Origin of the sequence: Rhizobium sp. BK060 (genome assembly GCF_014193145.1) — a bacterium.
GTDB lineage: Bacteria > Pseudomonadota > Alphaproteobacteria > Rhizobiales > Rhizobiaceae > Rhizobium.
Window position 1 is genome coordinate 322255 of record NZ_JACHYW010000003.1, and the last position, 14227, is coordinate 336481.

Here is a 14227-nt window from a genome sequence, read left to right on the forward strand (position 1 = left end):
GATCTACCTCACGAGGAACAGCGTCGATAGTGGCTCTAAGATCGTCGACTTCGCGACGGGTCTTTGCGATCCAATCCAGATAAGAGCCGACGGATCGGCTGCTCTTTCATGCCAGCCATGAAGGCCAGTTGGATGTCTTCGAACTGCCACTCCTTGTCAGGGTCTAGCGGGCTCGTGAACCGCGCGCAGTACTGGGCTGATTTTTGAATTTTGGGATCGTACAAGACGTCACCACAAATGACATAGCAAGTGCTGCCGGCAGGATCGCCGAAAGCTGTGACTGTCCGGTGGTGGCGGAACGCATGCGGATTGGTCGCCGCGGTTAAAGGCTAGGTGAGTCGAGCGGGGGCGGTCAAGTGTTCGTGATTGCCCTCGCATCTGCTTGATAGCGTCGCGGCATTTTCGCGTCTAGGACGCAAAGTAAATGGGGAGAACCACATGAACAGATTTCAGGCATTTGTAGCAGCCGGAATGCTGATCGGTCTCGCCGCGATTACTTCAGTGTGTACGACGGCGCCGCGAAATCCAAATCCGCCTGATTTTCGATATCCGCCAAGGACTTCCGTGAACCCGGCTTGTGCGGATGGCTTCAGACCGACTAACGCGCTCTCGTGTGCCTACTGACCAAGTTAGGACTATTCTGCGGTGAGGGCGGTCAAGCTGGGGCTAAACAAGGGGCGGTCACGTGATCTCGTGACAGCGGCGTGACGTCAATCTGCCACCCGACCCCATTCTAAAGTTAATGGCAGTCGCGCCCCGTCGCAGCGTCTACATGATCCTGTGGCAAAGGGCAAAGGCGGTGTTCATCGGCGCTGCTCTCGCATCGAGGCATCGAGGGGCAGCTGCGGTCAGCTGTGAATAACGCGCTTAATCCAAGATCGCTGGCGTCCTATACAATCAAAGCACGTATTCTCTAGTGAAACACTATTTGCGGAAGGTCGCGATGAAACGCGTAAATCTCCTTGAGTACTTCGAACTCGCAGAAACTCTTAAGGAGGCGAAGGCATCTCTTTCGACTTCCAATGGGAAGTCCACTGCTGCAGACATCTATTTTGGGGTCGCCGGCTTAGACGCTGTCGCTCGTCACTCTTTCTAGGCGCGCCGTCGCGCCGGCCGCCATGATGGCGTGCCTCTTTTATTCACATTCACCTATGGCCGGCGCGGTCACCACCTGCGCCTACACAAGCAGCGCGCCGGCCGGTGTCTTTTTGGGTGTCCACGGCGCGCAGCCGTTCATCGGAGGTTAATGCTTATTAATCCAGAACAGCCTGAAAGGATGCGCCGATGATGAAGAAACTTTTTTCCGCACTCGCAGCCGTAGTCTTGGCTGCGTCGTTCGCCCCGCCGCTAAACGCCACGCCGATCGTCGTGTCGAACGCAGTACACGTACACACCGCCGACGTCGAGCAGGTCAAACACCGCGGCCATGGCGATGGGTATGCGAATGGCCACTGGAAGAACCGGCGGTACGCTTACCGCGACTGCCGGTATTACGGCTCGTGCTACCGTCCTCGGTACTACGGCTATCCACGGTACGGTTATCGCGACTATTACCCCTATCAGCGGCGGTCGGGAGCCACCTTGTATTTTGACTTCTAGCCGGTAGCGCTCGCAGGTTAGGGAAAAGAGTCGCAACAATTGCGACTCTAGCAAACGCTCCAGAGCGCTTCACCCCTCAACGCGGCCGTTGCTCTCGATCGGGTGGCGGCTATTTCTTATGTTGTCACGGGCAGGCATCGGAACCCAAAAAAGACCGCCCCGGCTAAAATCGAGGCGGTCAACGCGGATTCGATATCCGCCGACCGCGGTGGGAGGGAGGACACCGAAGCCGATAGATCGCCTCAGTGGGAGGGTGTTGAGGCGATAAGCTAACCTATCAGCAGCGCGCGCCGTGCGAAATTATAGGTAGGTGTCGAAATCCTAGACCAATAGCTTACTCGGCCAGAGGTGTCGTTAGGCTGGCGTTTTAGGTGGCGTCGGCGCGAATGCCGGCGGGCTGCTCTTGGCCTGATCCGTGTCCGGTGGCTGCAGCTAACACCCACAGGACATCGCGTAAATTAGCAACTCCTTAACTTCCATGATGCAGTCTATCCCCGTCGCAGAAGTGATGGGTGGCGACAGGCAACATCGAATAGTCATTGAAATTAGTCCGTCTCTGAGGCGGACTTTTTTCGTCTTTGGAGAAAAAGAGCCCGGCGTTGGTCTGGCCGGGCTCCGGCACCACGGCCTGGCAGCATGAAAGCTGCAAGCCGTATGACACTACAGGAGAGGTGCCGCTGTTAAGTGAACTTTTGTGCCGTTGAAAGGTTCCGCGACGAGACGAGCAAAGCCCGGCGAGCTGGGGGCTGGCGCCGGGCCGATTGCGGACTTGCACTTGGGCGATGCATGGTCCCACAGCGTGTTGGAAGCGCTGCATAGTAAAAACAGACGGCGTAACGGAAAGTTCCAGTCGAGCCTAAAAATGCGTTATGACAATCCGATATTTCCGACCAGAAAACTCAATAAAATGCAATGAAATCAATGTTTTTTGGCGGAAGAGGTGGGATTCGAACCCACGGTACGGTTTCCCGCACGCCGGTTTTCAAGACCGGTGGCAAGCCATTGAGATAGAAAGGTTTTTCTCCGCTCCCCCACAAATGTTGCAGCATTGTTGCAGAAAGGGAAGCGGAAATGGCGAGTCTTTCGAAGCGAGGCGGGAAGTGGACGGTCACGGCCCGACTCCCTGAAACGTTCAAGGGACCCTGTAAGTCCCGGTCGATTTCAAATACCTTCAAGGCGAAGCGGGACGCGCAGCTCTGGACCGATGCCACGGAGTCCGCCATGCGGCTCGGGACGTGGGTGGACCCCCGGCTCGGAGAGAAGCCCGTCACCATCCGCAGCGGCTATCTGGTCCGGCCCTTCAAGCAGGCCCTCACGGATTATCGGGATAAGGTAACGCCGGAGAAGAAAGGCGAGTCCCAGGAGGTCGCCATGTTGAACATGCTGTTGCGGCAGGCGTTCGCGAAGAAGGCGCTCGGGGAACTGACGGTTGAAGATTTCGTGACCTATCGGGACGCGAGGAAGCGGGAAGGACGCGCGGCCTCCACCATCCGAAACAACCTGAACACCATCGCGGCCGTGTACGAGTGGCTGATCCATGAGAAGCAGGTCGAGGTCGCCAACCCGATCGCCTCCCTGCGGAAGCGCCGTCGTGGCATTCCCCAGCCTCGCTCCAGTCGGGACCGCCGATTGAGGGCTGGCGAGGAGGATAACATCTGGGGGGCGCTGACCGGGGAGACGTGGCAGAGCCGGGAGTGGCAATCCTTGTTCCCGGTGCTGCTCGATACCGGGATGCGGGCCGGGGAGGCGCGGTGCATCTTGGCGGGCTGGGTTCGGCGGGAGCCGGGGTTCATCGTCATCCCGGAGGAGAACGTGAAGGGGAACGAGCCCCGGTATGTGGCGCTCTCGGACCGGGCCTACGAATTGCTCCTGCGGCAGGCCGAAGGCAAAGGCGACCGGGCTCCAGTTTTCGAGATGACAAAGAACTCGGCGGAGCATGAATGGCAGAAGGTGCGCGAGGCGGCGGGATGCCCCGACTTGCGGATACACGACCTGCGCCACGAGGCCCTTAGCCGGATGAGCGCGAATGGAGCGGACCTTCGAACCCTTATGCGGCAGTCGGGTCACAAGACGGTCGCGGTGCTGATGCGGTACCTGAACCCGACGAAGCAGGAGCAGCGGGAACGGTTGTTCGGAACTCGGGCGGTCGCGGCCTGAAATTTCAACTCCGTTTGGTGGGCCGTGGACGAAAGACTCCTCGGCCCGTTTTCGTTTGGGGGAGTCGGATCGCACTAGTCTTCGCAGAGACTCCCTCGACGCCAATGTACGACAAAAGACTCGCGCCGACATGAGAAGTATTCCCACCTCCGCTATACTTGCGATTTTTCAGCTGTATTGAGTAAAAAAATAAATCGGGTACTCTTTTGTGAAGAGAGAAATGGAGGGTGATACGTATCATAACACATTGAATTTATTTGACATTATTCATTGACTAGACCCTTTGTTTTAGCGATCATTGGTTAATCGGCGTTAACCGAATATGCCCGATGTACTTTGATTGGATCGCTAAATGGACAATTTCGAGCCCTCGAACAACGGCAATACGTTGCTTCGTCGCGTTGACGCGGCGGCTGCACTTAAATCCGCAGGATATCCGATCTCTGCGACGACCTTGGCGACGATGGCCAGCCGGGGTGATGGGCCGCGCTTCAAGCGTTTTGGCCGCATCCCGCTCTACCGAACCGAAGACCTGATGGAATGGGCCGAGCGCCGGTCCTCGCCCTTCGGCCATTCCGTCACAGAATGCGAAACCGCTCGCCGCGTCAGTGCGGCTTAAAGGAGACAGACATGGGTACGAACTACAACAGGTACGTCAACTCGACCCGGGCGAATTTCAGCGCCGAGGACCTCCGCAAAGCCCAAGAGAACCTCGCGTATGGAGCACGCCGGTTCCCAGAGGAGCACGCCCGAGCGATGGCCCTGATTAAGGAGCGCGGGCTCGAAGGACACAGGGAAATAACCGAGCATTATTCACGTTTCAAAATGCCCATGAGCGAAAGCGAGATTAAGACCATCGCCCTCTTTGCCGACACGACCTACAAGGGCGCGTTCAATCGGGGCGAGGCCCACGAGGCACCCACCACGGCGGGCGGCACAAAGGAAGACAACATCTTCCGTCCTGCCGTAGCCCCGGAGGGTCAGTGAGATGCGGGGCGGCGCTCAAGAAATCATCCTCGGGCTGTGCCCCGGGGAGAACCCGGAAGAGGTCAATATCCAGGTGGTCCGGCGGATGAAGCCGGACCTGCCGGACGAGGCGGTCCTCGACATCATCTACGCGTTCTCAATTTTGAGCGCGGCGGGGTGGCCGGGATCGGAAAAGTACTTCCGTCTTTACGTTCAGATATTCGGAGACCTGTGGGCGAGTGAGCTCGAAAACTTGCCGCTCGTGGAAAGGGCCGCGACCTCGGTTCAAACGCTGCGGGCGCTGGGGATGCCGGTACCGGCGGCGGACAGGGTTGCGAACATGGCCCGGGCCGAGATGGCGCGGCGCGATGTCGAGGGAGGCGATGTTGGCTGACGTGATTTCACTGAGCGAGGTGCGGGAGCGGCGGAAGGCGGCGGAACCGGTTCCCACGTTTGACCGGGTGATGGAGCGGCTGTTCGATGCCCTCGACCACATCGAGGCAAACGCCACGGGCGAGGCGCATAGGGCGGCTTGCGAGGGAATCGAGATGCTCCTGACGCGGGAAGAAAGGATGCGCTCGTGGCCGAGGAAATAGAGATGAGTGTCACGGGGGGCGGTGAAGCCATTAGAAAATGGCAGGACCGCATGAGCTTCAAGAAGAACGAGACTTCGGTCCTGCGAGCCGGGCCGGAAAACTCGACGGATTTCAGCCGAGATAGCAATCCCAAGGGGTACGCTCCTTCGTTGGCGAATGCGAAACTGGCCATTCAAAAGTTGGGTGTGGTGTTCCGGCTCGACACTTTCCGGCAGCGTATCGTTACCGAGGGCTGGCCAAAGGAGCTGGGCGAGGCAACCGAAAAAATCGAGCTGGTAGTTAGAAAGCTTGTCATTGAGAAATTCGAGTTCGATCCAGAGCCGAAACACACCCGCGACGCTATCGAACTCATCGCCATGGAGAACGCCTTTGATCCGGTGCGGGAGTATCTCGACGGACTGGAGTGGGACGGCAAGCCAAGGTTGGATAACTGGCTCGCAAGATACCTCGGTGCGTCGGACGATCCCCTCACGCGGGCCATTGGCAGGGCAGTGCTAACCGGGGCGGTGCGACGAGTCCGCCAGCCGGGCGCAAAGTTTGATGGCGTCCTAGTCTTGGAAGGAATGCAAGGCGGCGGGAAGTCGACCGCGCTGAAGGTTTTGGCCGGAGGGGAGGAGTTCTTCTCCGACGAGATCGCGGCAGACGTGCCCTACAAAGAACAGATGGAACTGCTGCAGGGCAAATGGATTGTCGAGCTGCCGGAACTGGTCGGGCTCTCCAACACCCAGGTCGGTCGATTGAAACAGTTTATCTCGAAAACCCATGACCGGGGGCGACCTGCATTTGCTCGTTCGGTGGTGGAGCTGCCGCGTCGGGCGATCCTGATCGGCACTACCAACGATGCGCAGTACTTGCGGGACACCACCGGGAACAGACGCTTCTGGCCCGTCGAAGTGGGCGAGATCGATCTGGAGGCGTTGCGGCGGGATCGAGATCAACTGTGGGCGGAGGCTGCTGCGGCAGAAAGGCTCGCGCCGCTAGATGCCCCCATCACACTGCCCAAGGAGCTTTGGACGGAGGCAGCAAAGGCACAGGCGGAGCGAGTGACGGGCGATCCATGGGAAGATTTGTTGTCGGCGGAACTGCCTAAGATCGCCAAGCAGGTTGGCGGAGAGTTGCGGATATTGACGCCGGAAATCTTCGGCAAGATTCTTGGGATGGACATGCGCAACCTCTCGAAACGGGAGAGCGGACGACTTGCTGAGTGCATGAGGGTGCTTGGTTGGTCGGGGCCGAAGAATGTTCGGATCGATGGAGTGCAGGGTAAGGGCTATGTGACGGAGGTCGGTATGGCTGACTGATGGGACTGATGGGAATGGGACTGATGGGACCGTGGGACGGATCGCTTTCTAGGACGTTTTCGGAACACCCCTTTTCCGGTGATATTTCCAAAAGATCAGTCCCATCAGTCCCAAGAGTACCAACCGATATAACCGATTGGAAAATAATGATAAAATTTGGGACCGATGTGGGACTCGTCCCCCGCTTTGGTCCCGGTCTTCCCCGAAATGGAGCTGCAAATGGCTGACGGCCAGATAATAAGTAAGGCGCTGGGCACACTTTTGGATATCATGACTTCCAACGAGGTCAAGGAAAGCCAAGCAATCGAGGCGGCGCGAGCGATCATTAAGTATGAGGCACCGTCTGAAGTCTTCGATCTCACGCACGACTACCTGATGGGGGTGGCAGAGGACGAAGGGCAAGCCGTGGCGCTGCGGCTGGAGGCCCTCAAGCTGATCCGCGAGGTTGAGGCGAAGCGGGTGGTGCCCGGGACCGCGAAGGCGGTGGACACGGCGGGGGCGCTGGCCTTCGGGAGGCAGGTGGCCTTGGCTAAGCGGCGGGTGGCACTCGTGCGGGAGGGGAAGTGGGCCGCGCCGGATGGGTGGGATGCGGATCTCGGGGAGGTGCGGGGCGTTATTGTTGGGAAGGAGGGGATTGCGGAACGCTTGAAGGCGGCGAGGGAACGCGCACGATCAACATCTACTCACGTCTAACGAACTAGGTTCGCACGGTTGATCTCGAAGAATTTCGCGCACTTTTCCCCTAGCTGAAAGTGAACTTTGTTCGCCTCGCTCTGCATAATTCCCTTTGAGTAGCAGGCGATGATCCGTTCGCAATATGACTGCTCCTCTTCCCGGGCGATGCCGTATCCGCTCGAGTAGACGGTGGGTGTGTTGTAGTTGTTCTCTGTCGGCTTTGTATTCAGCAGTCGCATGTTTTGCGCGGCAAAGCCAAATCCAAGAAATACGATCTGTCTTGCGGAGAGTATCGCGCGTCGAATTGAACTCTGCTTTTCTTCGAGTTCCTCCTCGTCGGCACCCGTCTCAGACCAAGTGATGAGATTATTGGCCATTTTATGAAAATTATCGGTTTGGCCATATGGAAACTCGTTGAGGTCGCCGAGCAAACCGTAGGGATGGATGATATTTATCTGCGAGACAATTGATCGTGCCTGTTCTTGTTCAAGGCCGTGATAGGTTCTCACCAAGAAATGTTCGAGATAGTGCTCTACACACCGGTCGTAGTTGAAGCAGATGATGGTTACGCCCTGCCCGATGGTATTAATCTCATTCGCCTTGACGCCCATTACTAGCGACTTCGCGAATGGCCAAATCCAAGTTTTATCCAGTTTTCGAAATCCGGAATCCTCGTGAAACCTATGTTCCTCGGAGAGGAGCGAGCCGGATTCGGCTATGGAAATTAGATGCGCAATCAGTAATTTGCCCGCTTCGGCTATCTGCGCATCATTGCTGTATCTGTATATGTATTCATCGATGCTTTCAGCGCTCAAGACGCCGTGATTGATTTGGTTGAACGCTTCAATGAGCGCCTTTGCTGCGGGAAAATGCTCCGTACTACTTAAATCAAATGTCCTCCGGATATACCTTTTGATTGCCTCCGGACCCTCGTCCTGGCTTGGATATCGATAGAATCGTAGACGAGAACTTGCTTGTATCTGCTCCGTAAGTTGCGAGCCGACGGGCATTCCAAACTCACTGCTGGCCCCCGCTCCAATAACGAAAACAGACTCCCTTTTGTACATGCGAATCCCCTCGTAGCACGGTGCCGCCTCAACAATTACTACGGCGCACGCAAAATCCGGAACACGCTCGCCCGCCCGATCCCCAGCTTTTCCGCAATTGCGTCCCCAGTCAGTCCCTCGGCTTTGAGCCGCTTCACCTCATCCGACTTCGCCCTCGCCGTGGGTGCGCGCCCCCGGTACTTCCCCTCGCTCTTAGCCTTCGCGATGCCCTCTCGCTGGCGCTCTAGCATGAGGTCCCGCTCGAAGGCGGCGATGCCCCCGAGGATGGTGAGCATGAGCTTGCCCGTGGGCGTAGCCGTGTCGACGTTCATGGAGAGGATGCGGAGCGTAACCTGCTTGCCCTCAAGGTGTTGGGCGATGGCCAGAAGGTCCGCCGTGGAGCGCGCTAGCCTATCGGGCTTGGTCACGATGAGGGTGTCCCCCTCCCGGACGTAATCGAGCATCCGGTCAAGTTCGGGGCGCTTGGTGGCGAGGGCCGAAAGCTCTTCATGAAAGATCTTGTTGCATCCGGCTTGCTTTAGGTCCCGGAGTTGGGCCTCAAGTCCGGCCTTTTGGTCAGTCGTGGAGGTGCGGGCATAGCCGACGAGCTGTGACATGGGCGTGGTTCCATAGGCTCAATGACATTAAAAATATTGTGATACTGTAGGATCAAAATGTCAATAACAACTCGTGTGATACCGAGAACGGTGCGGTAGCTCGGGGATCATTAGGGCTTGCCCGAGTGATACTTCGGGTGTTGGCCGATACGTATCCGCCCGACTTGGGCAGAATCATACCCACCTCGGCCATATCCATTCCATTCGAATGAAGCCGTATCAGGTGACGGTATGGTCTCTTCCGAAATGGAAGCCGTGCACAGCTCCGCCATATCTAAACGAAACGGTTAAAGCCATATCAGGCGGGCGGTATGGTTCGGTGCCATTGGAGCCAAGCCATACCCACCTCGTACGTATCGTATCAAAAAGTTAGCGACCATATCCACCTGACGGCACACAAGCTACGGGCAGGGAGTCGTGGCCGTGTCCCGTAGTTCCGTGCGGTGGATGGTGATGGTCCGGCCCGTGGTTGGATGGGTGTGGGTTGCCACGGCGGGCGGGCGGTGGCGCGTTTGATTGGTCGGACGGGCAATGGCGGGGTGCGGTTTACCGGCGCATTGCATGACCGTTCTCGGGGCGGGAAAACGGTATGGCTCAGCTTTCTCGGACCCACCCCCCGTCACTTCTTCTGCTCGGGCCGGGGCGGGGTTCGACGGAGCCGGGGGCCATGCCGAAGTACCAACCTCCCTCGCAAATTTTGTGGAAAATTTAGGCTTGGAGGTGGGACAATCTTTTTCCACGTCGGCAGTCGGCTTGGCAGTGACTCGCGGGTTGTGTATCCCCGAATTTCTAGCTGGGGGATTCTAGTAAATGAACACGACACTCAAGGCACTTTCTATCCTATCACTCGCGCTCACAGCAGGCTGCACTTCTATGGATGTGATGAGGCCCGCCATGACTAGCCTCCAAGGAAAGCCGGTGCAGGCAGCGTTCGCGGCGTTGGGCTATCCTGATCAAGAGATGACGATTGCCGGAAAGAAGGTCTACGTCTGGGCCACGAATTACAGCGGCTCTTATACCGTACCGACCACCAGCACGGCGACGACTTACGTGGGAACCACTCCCATCAACACGACGATCTACGGTAGTGAGACGCAGAGCTACAATGCAAACTGCAAGATCAGGGTGATCTCTGACGGCGGAACGATAATTGACTGGGACGCCGAGGGCAACGAATACGGGTGCTCTTCGTACGCAGACCGGTTGCGCCCGCTCGTCCCGAAGAAGACGAAGAGAGTCTCCTGACGAGCGGGGCAGTTCGGTTAGCTTCGCCTAACTTAGCCAGCACGTGCGCAGCGGTCATATGGGTGTACCGGAACAGCATCTGAGCATCCTTGTGGCCGCTGATCAGGCTCACCTCCGGGACCGAGAGGCCCCGTTCGAAGAACCAGCGGATGGCCTCGTGCCGCAGGTTGTGGGAACTTGAGACTCCTCGATCCCGCTCCCCCTAATAATGCGCCACCACGAGCACTTGACAGCTTCTCGGGTGAGGTCGAATAGCCTCTCGGAGTCGCCCGCTGCGCGCTTCAAAAAGCGAGGGTCCGAACGCGGGCCCCGGGAGGGGATGTTCGGCCGTCCCTCGCAAATTTTGTGAAATTTTCGGCGAAGATCGCTCATTCGGGATCAAGAATAGATTGGTGTGAAGTAGCCGCCTCGGACGGTTGCACGTCGGTGGCCCAGAATCTAAGGTCGCCGTTCTTATGCTGTGCGCTTCGCGCTGGAGCTTTCGCACAGTTGAAATCAGGTCCGGTTGGACCAACCGTGATTGGGGCGGCGGCATGTACGATAACGCATTTAACCAAATAGAGCGCGACCTTCGGGCCGAGGAGGGCGTTGCCAATGAACTGGATTACGTCGAACAAACGTCTTGGGTTCTCTTCCTAAAGTATCTGGATGATCTGGAAAGCGAGCGGCGCGACCGCGCGGAGCTCAATGGCGAGGACTACGCCCCGATCATCACGGGCGAATTCCGGTGGGACCAGTGGGCCGCACCAAAGAAGAACGGTGAATTTGATCACAATGCCGCGCGGACTGGCGATGACCTTGTCAAGTTCGTGAATGATGAGCTGTTCCCCTATCTTGCCATGTTCCGGCAGACGGCGGAGGGTCCGCGAACCATCCAGTACAAGATCGGTGAAATCTTCACTGAACTGCGCAACAAGTTCCGCTCTGGCTATATCCTTCGGGATGTGCTGGAGACAATCGACGGGCTCTCCTTCAACACGCAGGCGGAGCGCCATGAGCTTTCGCAGCTTTATGAAAGCCGCATCCGGCGCATGGGCAATGCGGGCCGCAATGGCGGTGAGTATTACACCCCACGCCCGCTGATCCGGGCGATGATCAAGGTGGTTGATCCGAAGATCGGCGAAACCATCTATGACGGCGCTGTTGGGTCTGCTGGCTTCCTCTGTGAAGCGTATGACTATATGCGCCGGGATGACCTATCTGCGTCGGATTATGAGCGGCTGCAGACCAAAACCTTTTACGGGCAGGAGAAGAAGGGGCTGGCCTATATCATCGGGATCATGAACATGATCCTGCACGGCATCGAAGCGCCGAACCTGATCCACTCAAATACGTTGAATGAAAACGTGATGGATATTCAGGCGAAGGACCGGCACGATGTTATCCTTGCCAATCCTCCCTTCGGTGGCGGCGAGCGCCGCGAGGTCCAACAGAATTTTCCGATCCGAACCGGCGAAACCGCCTATCTGTTCCTGCAACACTTCATCCGCAAGCTGAAGGCCGGAGGCCGGGCGGCGGTGGTGATCAAGAACACATTTCTTTCGAACACTGACAATGCCAGCGTGGCTCTGCGCAAGGAACTGCTGGAAAGCTGCGACCTGCACACAATCCTCGATTGCCCGCAAGGCACGTTTCAGGGGGCGGGCGTCAAGACTGTCGTGCTGTTCTTTGAGAAAGGGGCCGCCACTCAGGATATCTGGTACTACCAGCTCAATCCGAGCCGAAGCCTGGGCAAGACCAATCCATTGAACGATGACGATCTTTCGGAATTTGTGGCCTTGCAAAGAAGTTTCGCCGGAGGGCCGAAAAGCTGGCGGATCAACCGCGCCGAGTTGGACGAGACATTTGATCTTTCGGCTAAAAACCCCAATGAATCAGGAAATCCTGCTTTGCGCAGCCCGGAGGAGATTATTGCGGACATGCTTACGCGCGACGCTGAAACAGCCGCAATATTGGAAAACATCAGGGGGCTGTTGTGAACACTACTTGGGAATTCAGGCCACTCGGACAATGTGCTGAATTTATCGATTATCGTGGCAAAACTCCTCCCAAGGTTGAAAATGGAGTTCGGCTAATCACAGCCAAGAACGTCAAAATGGGTTTCGTTCAACTGCAGCCGGCGGAGTTTATTGATCCCTCTGCATATGACAGGTGGATGACCCGAGGAATTCCAGAATACGGGGATGTACTTTTCACCACCGAGGCACCTCTTGGAAACGTGGCTCAATTGGAGACGCGTGAAAAAGTTGTGATCGGGCAGCGGTTGATAACGTTCAAGACTGATCGAAGATACGTTGATTCTACTTTCTTGAAGTACGCTCTACTTTCGCCAACCGTGCAACGCGAGATTCATTCTCGTGCCACCGGGGCCACTGTGCAGGGTATTAAGGCAAGCTTGCTTAAGGGCGTACCAATTCCCCTTCCACCACTCGATGAGCAACTGCGAATTGTCGCAATTCTAGATGAGGCGTTTGAGGGGCTGGATCGCGCCCGCGTAAACACCGCAGCTAATCTCAAACATGCGCGAGAATTTTTGGCGCTGCAGGTTGAACATGAACTTGCCGCCGCCTTGGAGAATGGCCGGAGAGCAAAAATCGCCGACATTTGCTCGCACCTTCAGTACGGCACCTCATCGAAGTCAAAACCGCAGGGTAAAATTCCGGTTTTGCGTATGGGAAACCTCCAGGGTGGAGAAATCGACTGGACTGATTTGGTCTACACAGATGATGACAAGGAAATTGAAAAGCTACGGCTTAGGCCGCTTGACGTGCTGTTTAACCGCACAAATAGTCTAGAGCATGTCGGTAAGGCTGCAATTTATCGCGGCGAGCAGCCCGCAATTTTTGCCGGGTATCTTATCCGGCTTCACTATCTACCCGAAGTGGTTGACCCTGAGTTTCTCACGCTGTTTCTGAATAGCAAGAGTGTTCGAGAGTATGGCCGCACAATATCCGGCAAAAGCGTGAACCAAGCAAATATCAGCGCAGCGAAACTGCAGGGATACTCCATCGTCTTGCCGTCACTAGCGAAGCAAAGGGAGGTTGTTGCAAGGGTTGAGAGCATGCGGCAGCCGGTCGGCGACATCGCTACGGTCTACGAGCAAAAGATCCAAGACATAGATGAACTTCGTCGATCCCTCTTGCAAAAAGCCTTTGCGGGCGGACTGACGCGAATACGCGAGTCCGCCTATGCGGCATGAGAGAAACGAAGTCGGTACCGGCGCCAATCACATTGACCGGGTTTGCCTGCTGCGTGCTGCGTGTGTTTCAAGGTCACAATTGCGGCGGGAGCGATTTGTCCCGGCCCGCATTCTCTTTGGAGGGAGACGGTGATCTAGTTGACCTCCCGCGATAGCCCTACTACCGTTGCAATCTACGGCTGAGGGCGCGCTATGGCAAAGGCAAGGGTTTCGAAGAAGCGCGCTGCGCTGTTGGAAGAGTTGGAGTACATCGTTGGCAGCGAGTGCTACAACGGGAGCATCCAGAACTGGGGGCCAGGCGGTGTTTTTGAAGGAGAGGGGCGGAGCTTTCGGTATCCGCTCACCTTCATTGATGACACTGGTGAGAAGCACAAATTCCGGTACAAGGCTAGGGATCTAACGCCCGAGATGCTCGAGCGCTGCTGCTATGCCTTCGGTGCCAACCAACTCTATATCATGAATGGACTCGACAAGCTGCTGCGCTACCTTGAAGAAAACCACGGTTTGAAAATCTAGAGTTGTGCGGTCGACCGTCGAAAGCGGCTTCCGAAGAAATCGTTGTGAGATCAAAACTATAACGGATGGCATCTCTATCTCTATCCGGCTTCAGCGAAAATCATTTGATGGAATTTGCAGGCTTTCTTGCTCAACCGCAGGAGCTTGCGGATGGAGTGGGGAAGCGGTGGACGCACTAACCTCGCATTTCGGCAGGACCCCGGACCAGATTGATCGTGAGCGCGACGAACAGCCCACCTTTTCTTTTGTGATGGGGGCCGTGAGATAAGCTCCTTCATCGATAGGAGCGGAACGGAATGGTTGGAGATCG

At 56.7% G+C, this 14227-nt stretch carries 16 protein-coding genes; 13 read left to right on the plus strand and 3 right to left on the minus strand.

All coding sequences use genetic code 11. The features are described 5' to 3' along the window. Positions 1–438 precede the first annotated feature (438 nt). Together FHT71_RS31380 and FHT71_RS05395 are read left to right on the plus strand one after the other, a co-directional pair. On the plus strand, positions 439–624 hold the full coding sequence (locus tag FHT71_RS31380) for a hypothetical protein (protein WP_132591018.1): 186 nt from the start codon (positions 439–441) through the stop codon (positions 622–624). A gap of 663 nt (positions 625–1287) precedes the next feature. After that, entirely contained in the window at positions 1288–1599 is a 312-nt protein-coding gene (locus FHT71_RS05395; protein ID WP_183719169.1) for a hypothetical protein, read from the plus strand. An 899-nt stretch (positions 1600–2498) separates the two neighbouring features. On the opposite strand, the gene FHT71_RS05400 is transcribed toward FHT71_RS05395, so the two are convergent. Beyond that, a complete protein-coding gene (locus tag FHT71_RS05400) occupies positions 2499–2711 on the minus strand; it encodes a hypothetical protein (RefSeq protein WP_183719177.1) in 213 nt (70 codons plus the stop codon). A gap of 109 nt (positions 2712–2820) precedes the next feature. Between FHT71_RS05400 and FHT71_RS05405 the strand changes: the two genes are divergently transcribed. The 7 genes from FHT71_RS05405 to FHT71_RS05435 all read left to right on the plus strand — a co-directional run bounded on the left by FHT71_RS05405 (position 2821) and on the right by FHT71_RS05435 (position 7312). Beyond that, positions 2821–3756, plus strand: a complete 936-nt coding sequence (locus FHT71_RS05405; RefSeq protein WP_246717952.1) for a site-specific integrase — start codon at positions 2821–2823, stop codon at positions 3754–3756. Positions 3757–4108: 352 nt separating this feature from the next. Then, a complete protein-coding gene (locus FHT71_RS05410) occupies positions 4109–4375 on the plus strand; it encodes a helix-turn-helix domain-containing protein (RefSeq protein ID WP_183719138.1) in 267 nt (88 codons plus the stop codon). Positions 4376–4386: 11 nt separating this feature from the next. After that, positions 4387–4743 carry a hypothetical protein gene (locus tag FHT71_RS05415; protein ID WP_183719140.1) on the plus strand — a complete coding sequence of 119 codons (357 nt, stop codon included), beginning with the start codon at positions 4387–4389 and terminating at the stop codon, positions 4741–4743. 1 nt (position 4744) lies between these two features. Continuing rightward, on the plus strand, positions 4745–5116 hold the full coding sequence (locus FHT71_RS05420; protein WP_183719142.1) for a hypothetical protein: 372 nt from the start codon (positions 4745–4747) through the stop codon (positions 5114–5116). After that, on the plus strand, positions 5109–5318 hold the full coding sequence (locus FHT71_RS05425) for a hypothetical protein (RefSeq protein WP_183719144.1): 210 nt from the start codon (positions 5109–5111) through the stop codon (positions 5316–5318). Before FHT71_RS05420 ends, FHT71_RS05425 begins: the two co-directional genes overlap by 8 nt. After that, a complete protein-coding gene (locus FHT71_RS05430) occupies positions 5303–6619 on the plus strand; it encodes a virulence-associated E family protein (protein ID WP_348649288.1) in 1317 nt (438 codons plus the stop codon). The genes FHT71_RS05425 and FHT71_RS05430 overlap by 16 nt, the downstream gene beginning before the upstream one ends. A 219-nt stretch (positions 6620–6838) precedes the next feature. Then, positions 6839–7312: a hypothetical protein gene (locus FHT71_RS05435; RefSeq protein ID WP_183719146.1), complete on the plus strand. Its 474-nt coding sequence runs from the start codon at positions 6839–6841 to the stop codon at positions 7310–7312. On the opposite strand, the gene FHT71_RS05440 is transcribed toward FHT71_RS05435, so the two are convergent. Beyond that, a complete protein-coding gene (locus FHT71_RS05440; protein ID WP_183719148.1) occupies positions 7309–8361 on the minus strand; it encodes a hypothetical protein in 1053 nt (350 codons plus the stop codon). The genes FHT71_RS05435 and FHT71_RS05440 overlap by 4 nt on opposite strands. 38 nt (positions 8362–8399) lie before the next feature. Further along, positions 8400–8957 (minus strand): recombinase family protein, encoded by a 558-nt coding sequence (locus tag FHT71_RS05445; RefSeq protein WP_183719150.1) that lies wholly within the window; start codon positions 8955–8957, stop codon positions 8400–8402. Positions 8958–9767: 810 nt separating this feature from the next. On the opposite strand from FHT71_RS05445, the gene FHT71_RS31385 reads away from it, so the two are divergent. The 4 genes from FHT71_RS31385 to FHT71_RS05465 all read left to right on the plus strand — a co-directional run bounded on the left by FHT71_RS31385 (position 9768) and on the right by FHT71_RS05465 (position 13917). After that, positions 9768–10202: a hypothetical protein gene (locus FHT71_RS31385; RefSeq protein WP_246717953.1), complete on the plus strand. Its 435-nt coding sequence runs from the start codon at positions 9768–9770 to the stop codon at positions 10200–10202. A 455-nt stretch (positions 10203–10657) separates the two neighbouring features. After that, a complete protein-coding gene (locus FHT71_RS05455; RefSeq protein WP_246717954.1) occupies positions 10658–12181 on the plus strand; it encodes an N-6 DNA methylase in 1524 nt (507 codons plus the stop codon). Then, positions 12178–13401: a restriction endonuclease subunit S gene (locus tag FHT71_RS32270; RefSeq protein ID WP_183719152.1), complete on the plus strand. Its 1224-nt coding sequence runs from the start codon at positions 12178–12180 to the stop codon at positions 13399–13401. Before FHT71_RS05455 ends, FHT71_RS32270 begins: the two co-directional genes overlap by 4 nt. 192 nt (positions 13402–13593) lie before the next feature. Next, a complete protein-coding gene (locus FHT71_RS05465; RefSeq protein ID WP_183719154.1) occupies positions 13594–13917 on the plus strand; it encodes a hypothetical protein in 324 nt (107 codons plus the stop codon). Positions 13918–14227 lie beyond the last annotated feature (310 nt).

Excerpts from the sequence above, each read along its gene's own strand:
- FHT71_RS05465 (WP_183719154.1), top strand. The coding sequence starts at position 13,594 with ATGGCAAAGGCAAGGGTTTCGAAGAAGCGCGCTGCGCTGTTGGAAGAG.
- FHT71_RS05405 (WP_246717952.1), top strand. The coding sequence starts at position 2,821 with ATGCGGCTCGGGACGTGGGTGGACCCCCGGCTCGGAGAGAAGCCCGTC.
- FHT71_RS05415 (WP_183719140.1), top strand. The coding sequence starts at position 4,387 with ATGGGTACGAACTACAACAGGTACGTCAACTCGACCCGGGCGAATTTC.
- FHT71_RS05395 (WP_183719169.1), top strand. The coding sequence starts at position 1,288 with ATGAAGAAACTTTTTTCCGCACTCGCAGCCGTAGTCTTGGCTGCGTCG.
- FHT71_RS05420 (WP_183719142.1), top strand. The coding sequence starts at position 4,745 with ATGCGGGGCGGCGCTCAAGAAATCATCCTCGGGCTGTGCCCCGGGGAG.
- FHT71_RS05410 (WP_183719138.1), top strand. The coding sequence starts at position 4,109 with ATGGACAATTTCGAGCCCTCGAACAACGGCAATACGTTGCTTCGTCGC.
- FHT71_RS05440 (WP_183719148.1), bottom strand. The coding sequence starts at position 8,361 with ATGTACAAAAGGGAGTCTGTTTTCGTTATTGGAGCGGGGGCCAGCAGT.
- FHT71_RS05445 (WP_183719150.1), bottom strand. The coding sequence starts at position 8,957 with ATGTCACAGCTCGTCGGCTATGCCCGCACCTCCACGACTGACCAAAAG.
- FHT71_RS31385 (WP_246717953.1), top strand. The coding sequence starts at position 9,768 with ATGAACACGACACTCAAGGCACTTTCTATCCTATCACTCGCGCTCACA.
- FHT71_RS05435 (WP_183719146.1), top strand. The coding sequence starts at position 6,839 with ATGGCTGACGGCCAGATAATAAGTAAGGCGCTGGGCACACTTTTGGAT.
- FHT71_RS05455 (WP_246717954.1), top strand. The coding sequence starts at position 10,658 with ATGCTGTGCGCTTCGCGCTGGAGCTTTCGCACAGTTGAAATCAGGTCC.
- FHT71_RS31380 (WP_132591018.1), top strand. The coding sequence starts at position 439 with ATGAACAGATTTCAGGCATTTGTAGCAGCCGGAATGCTGATCGGTCTC.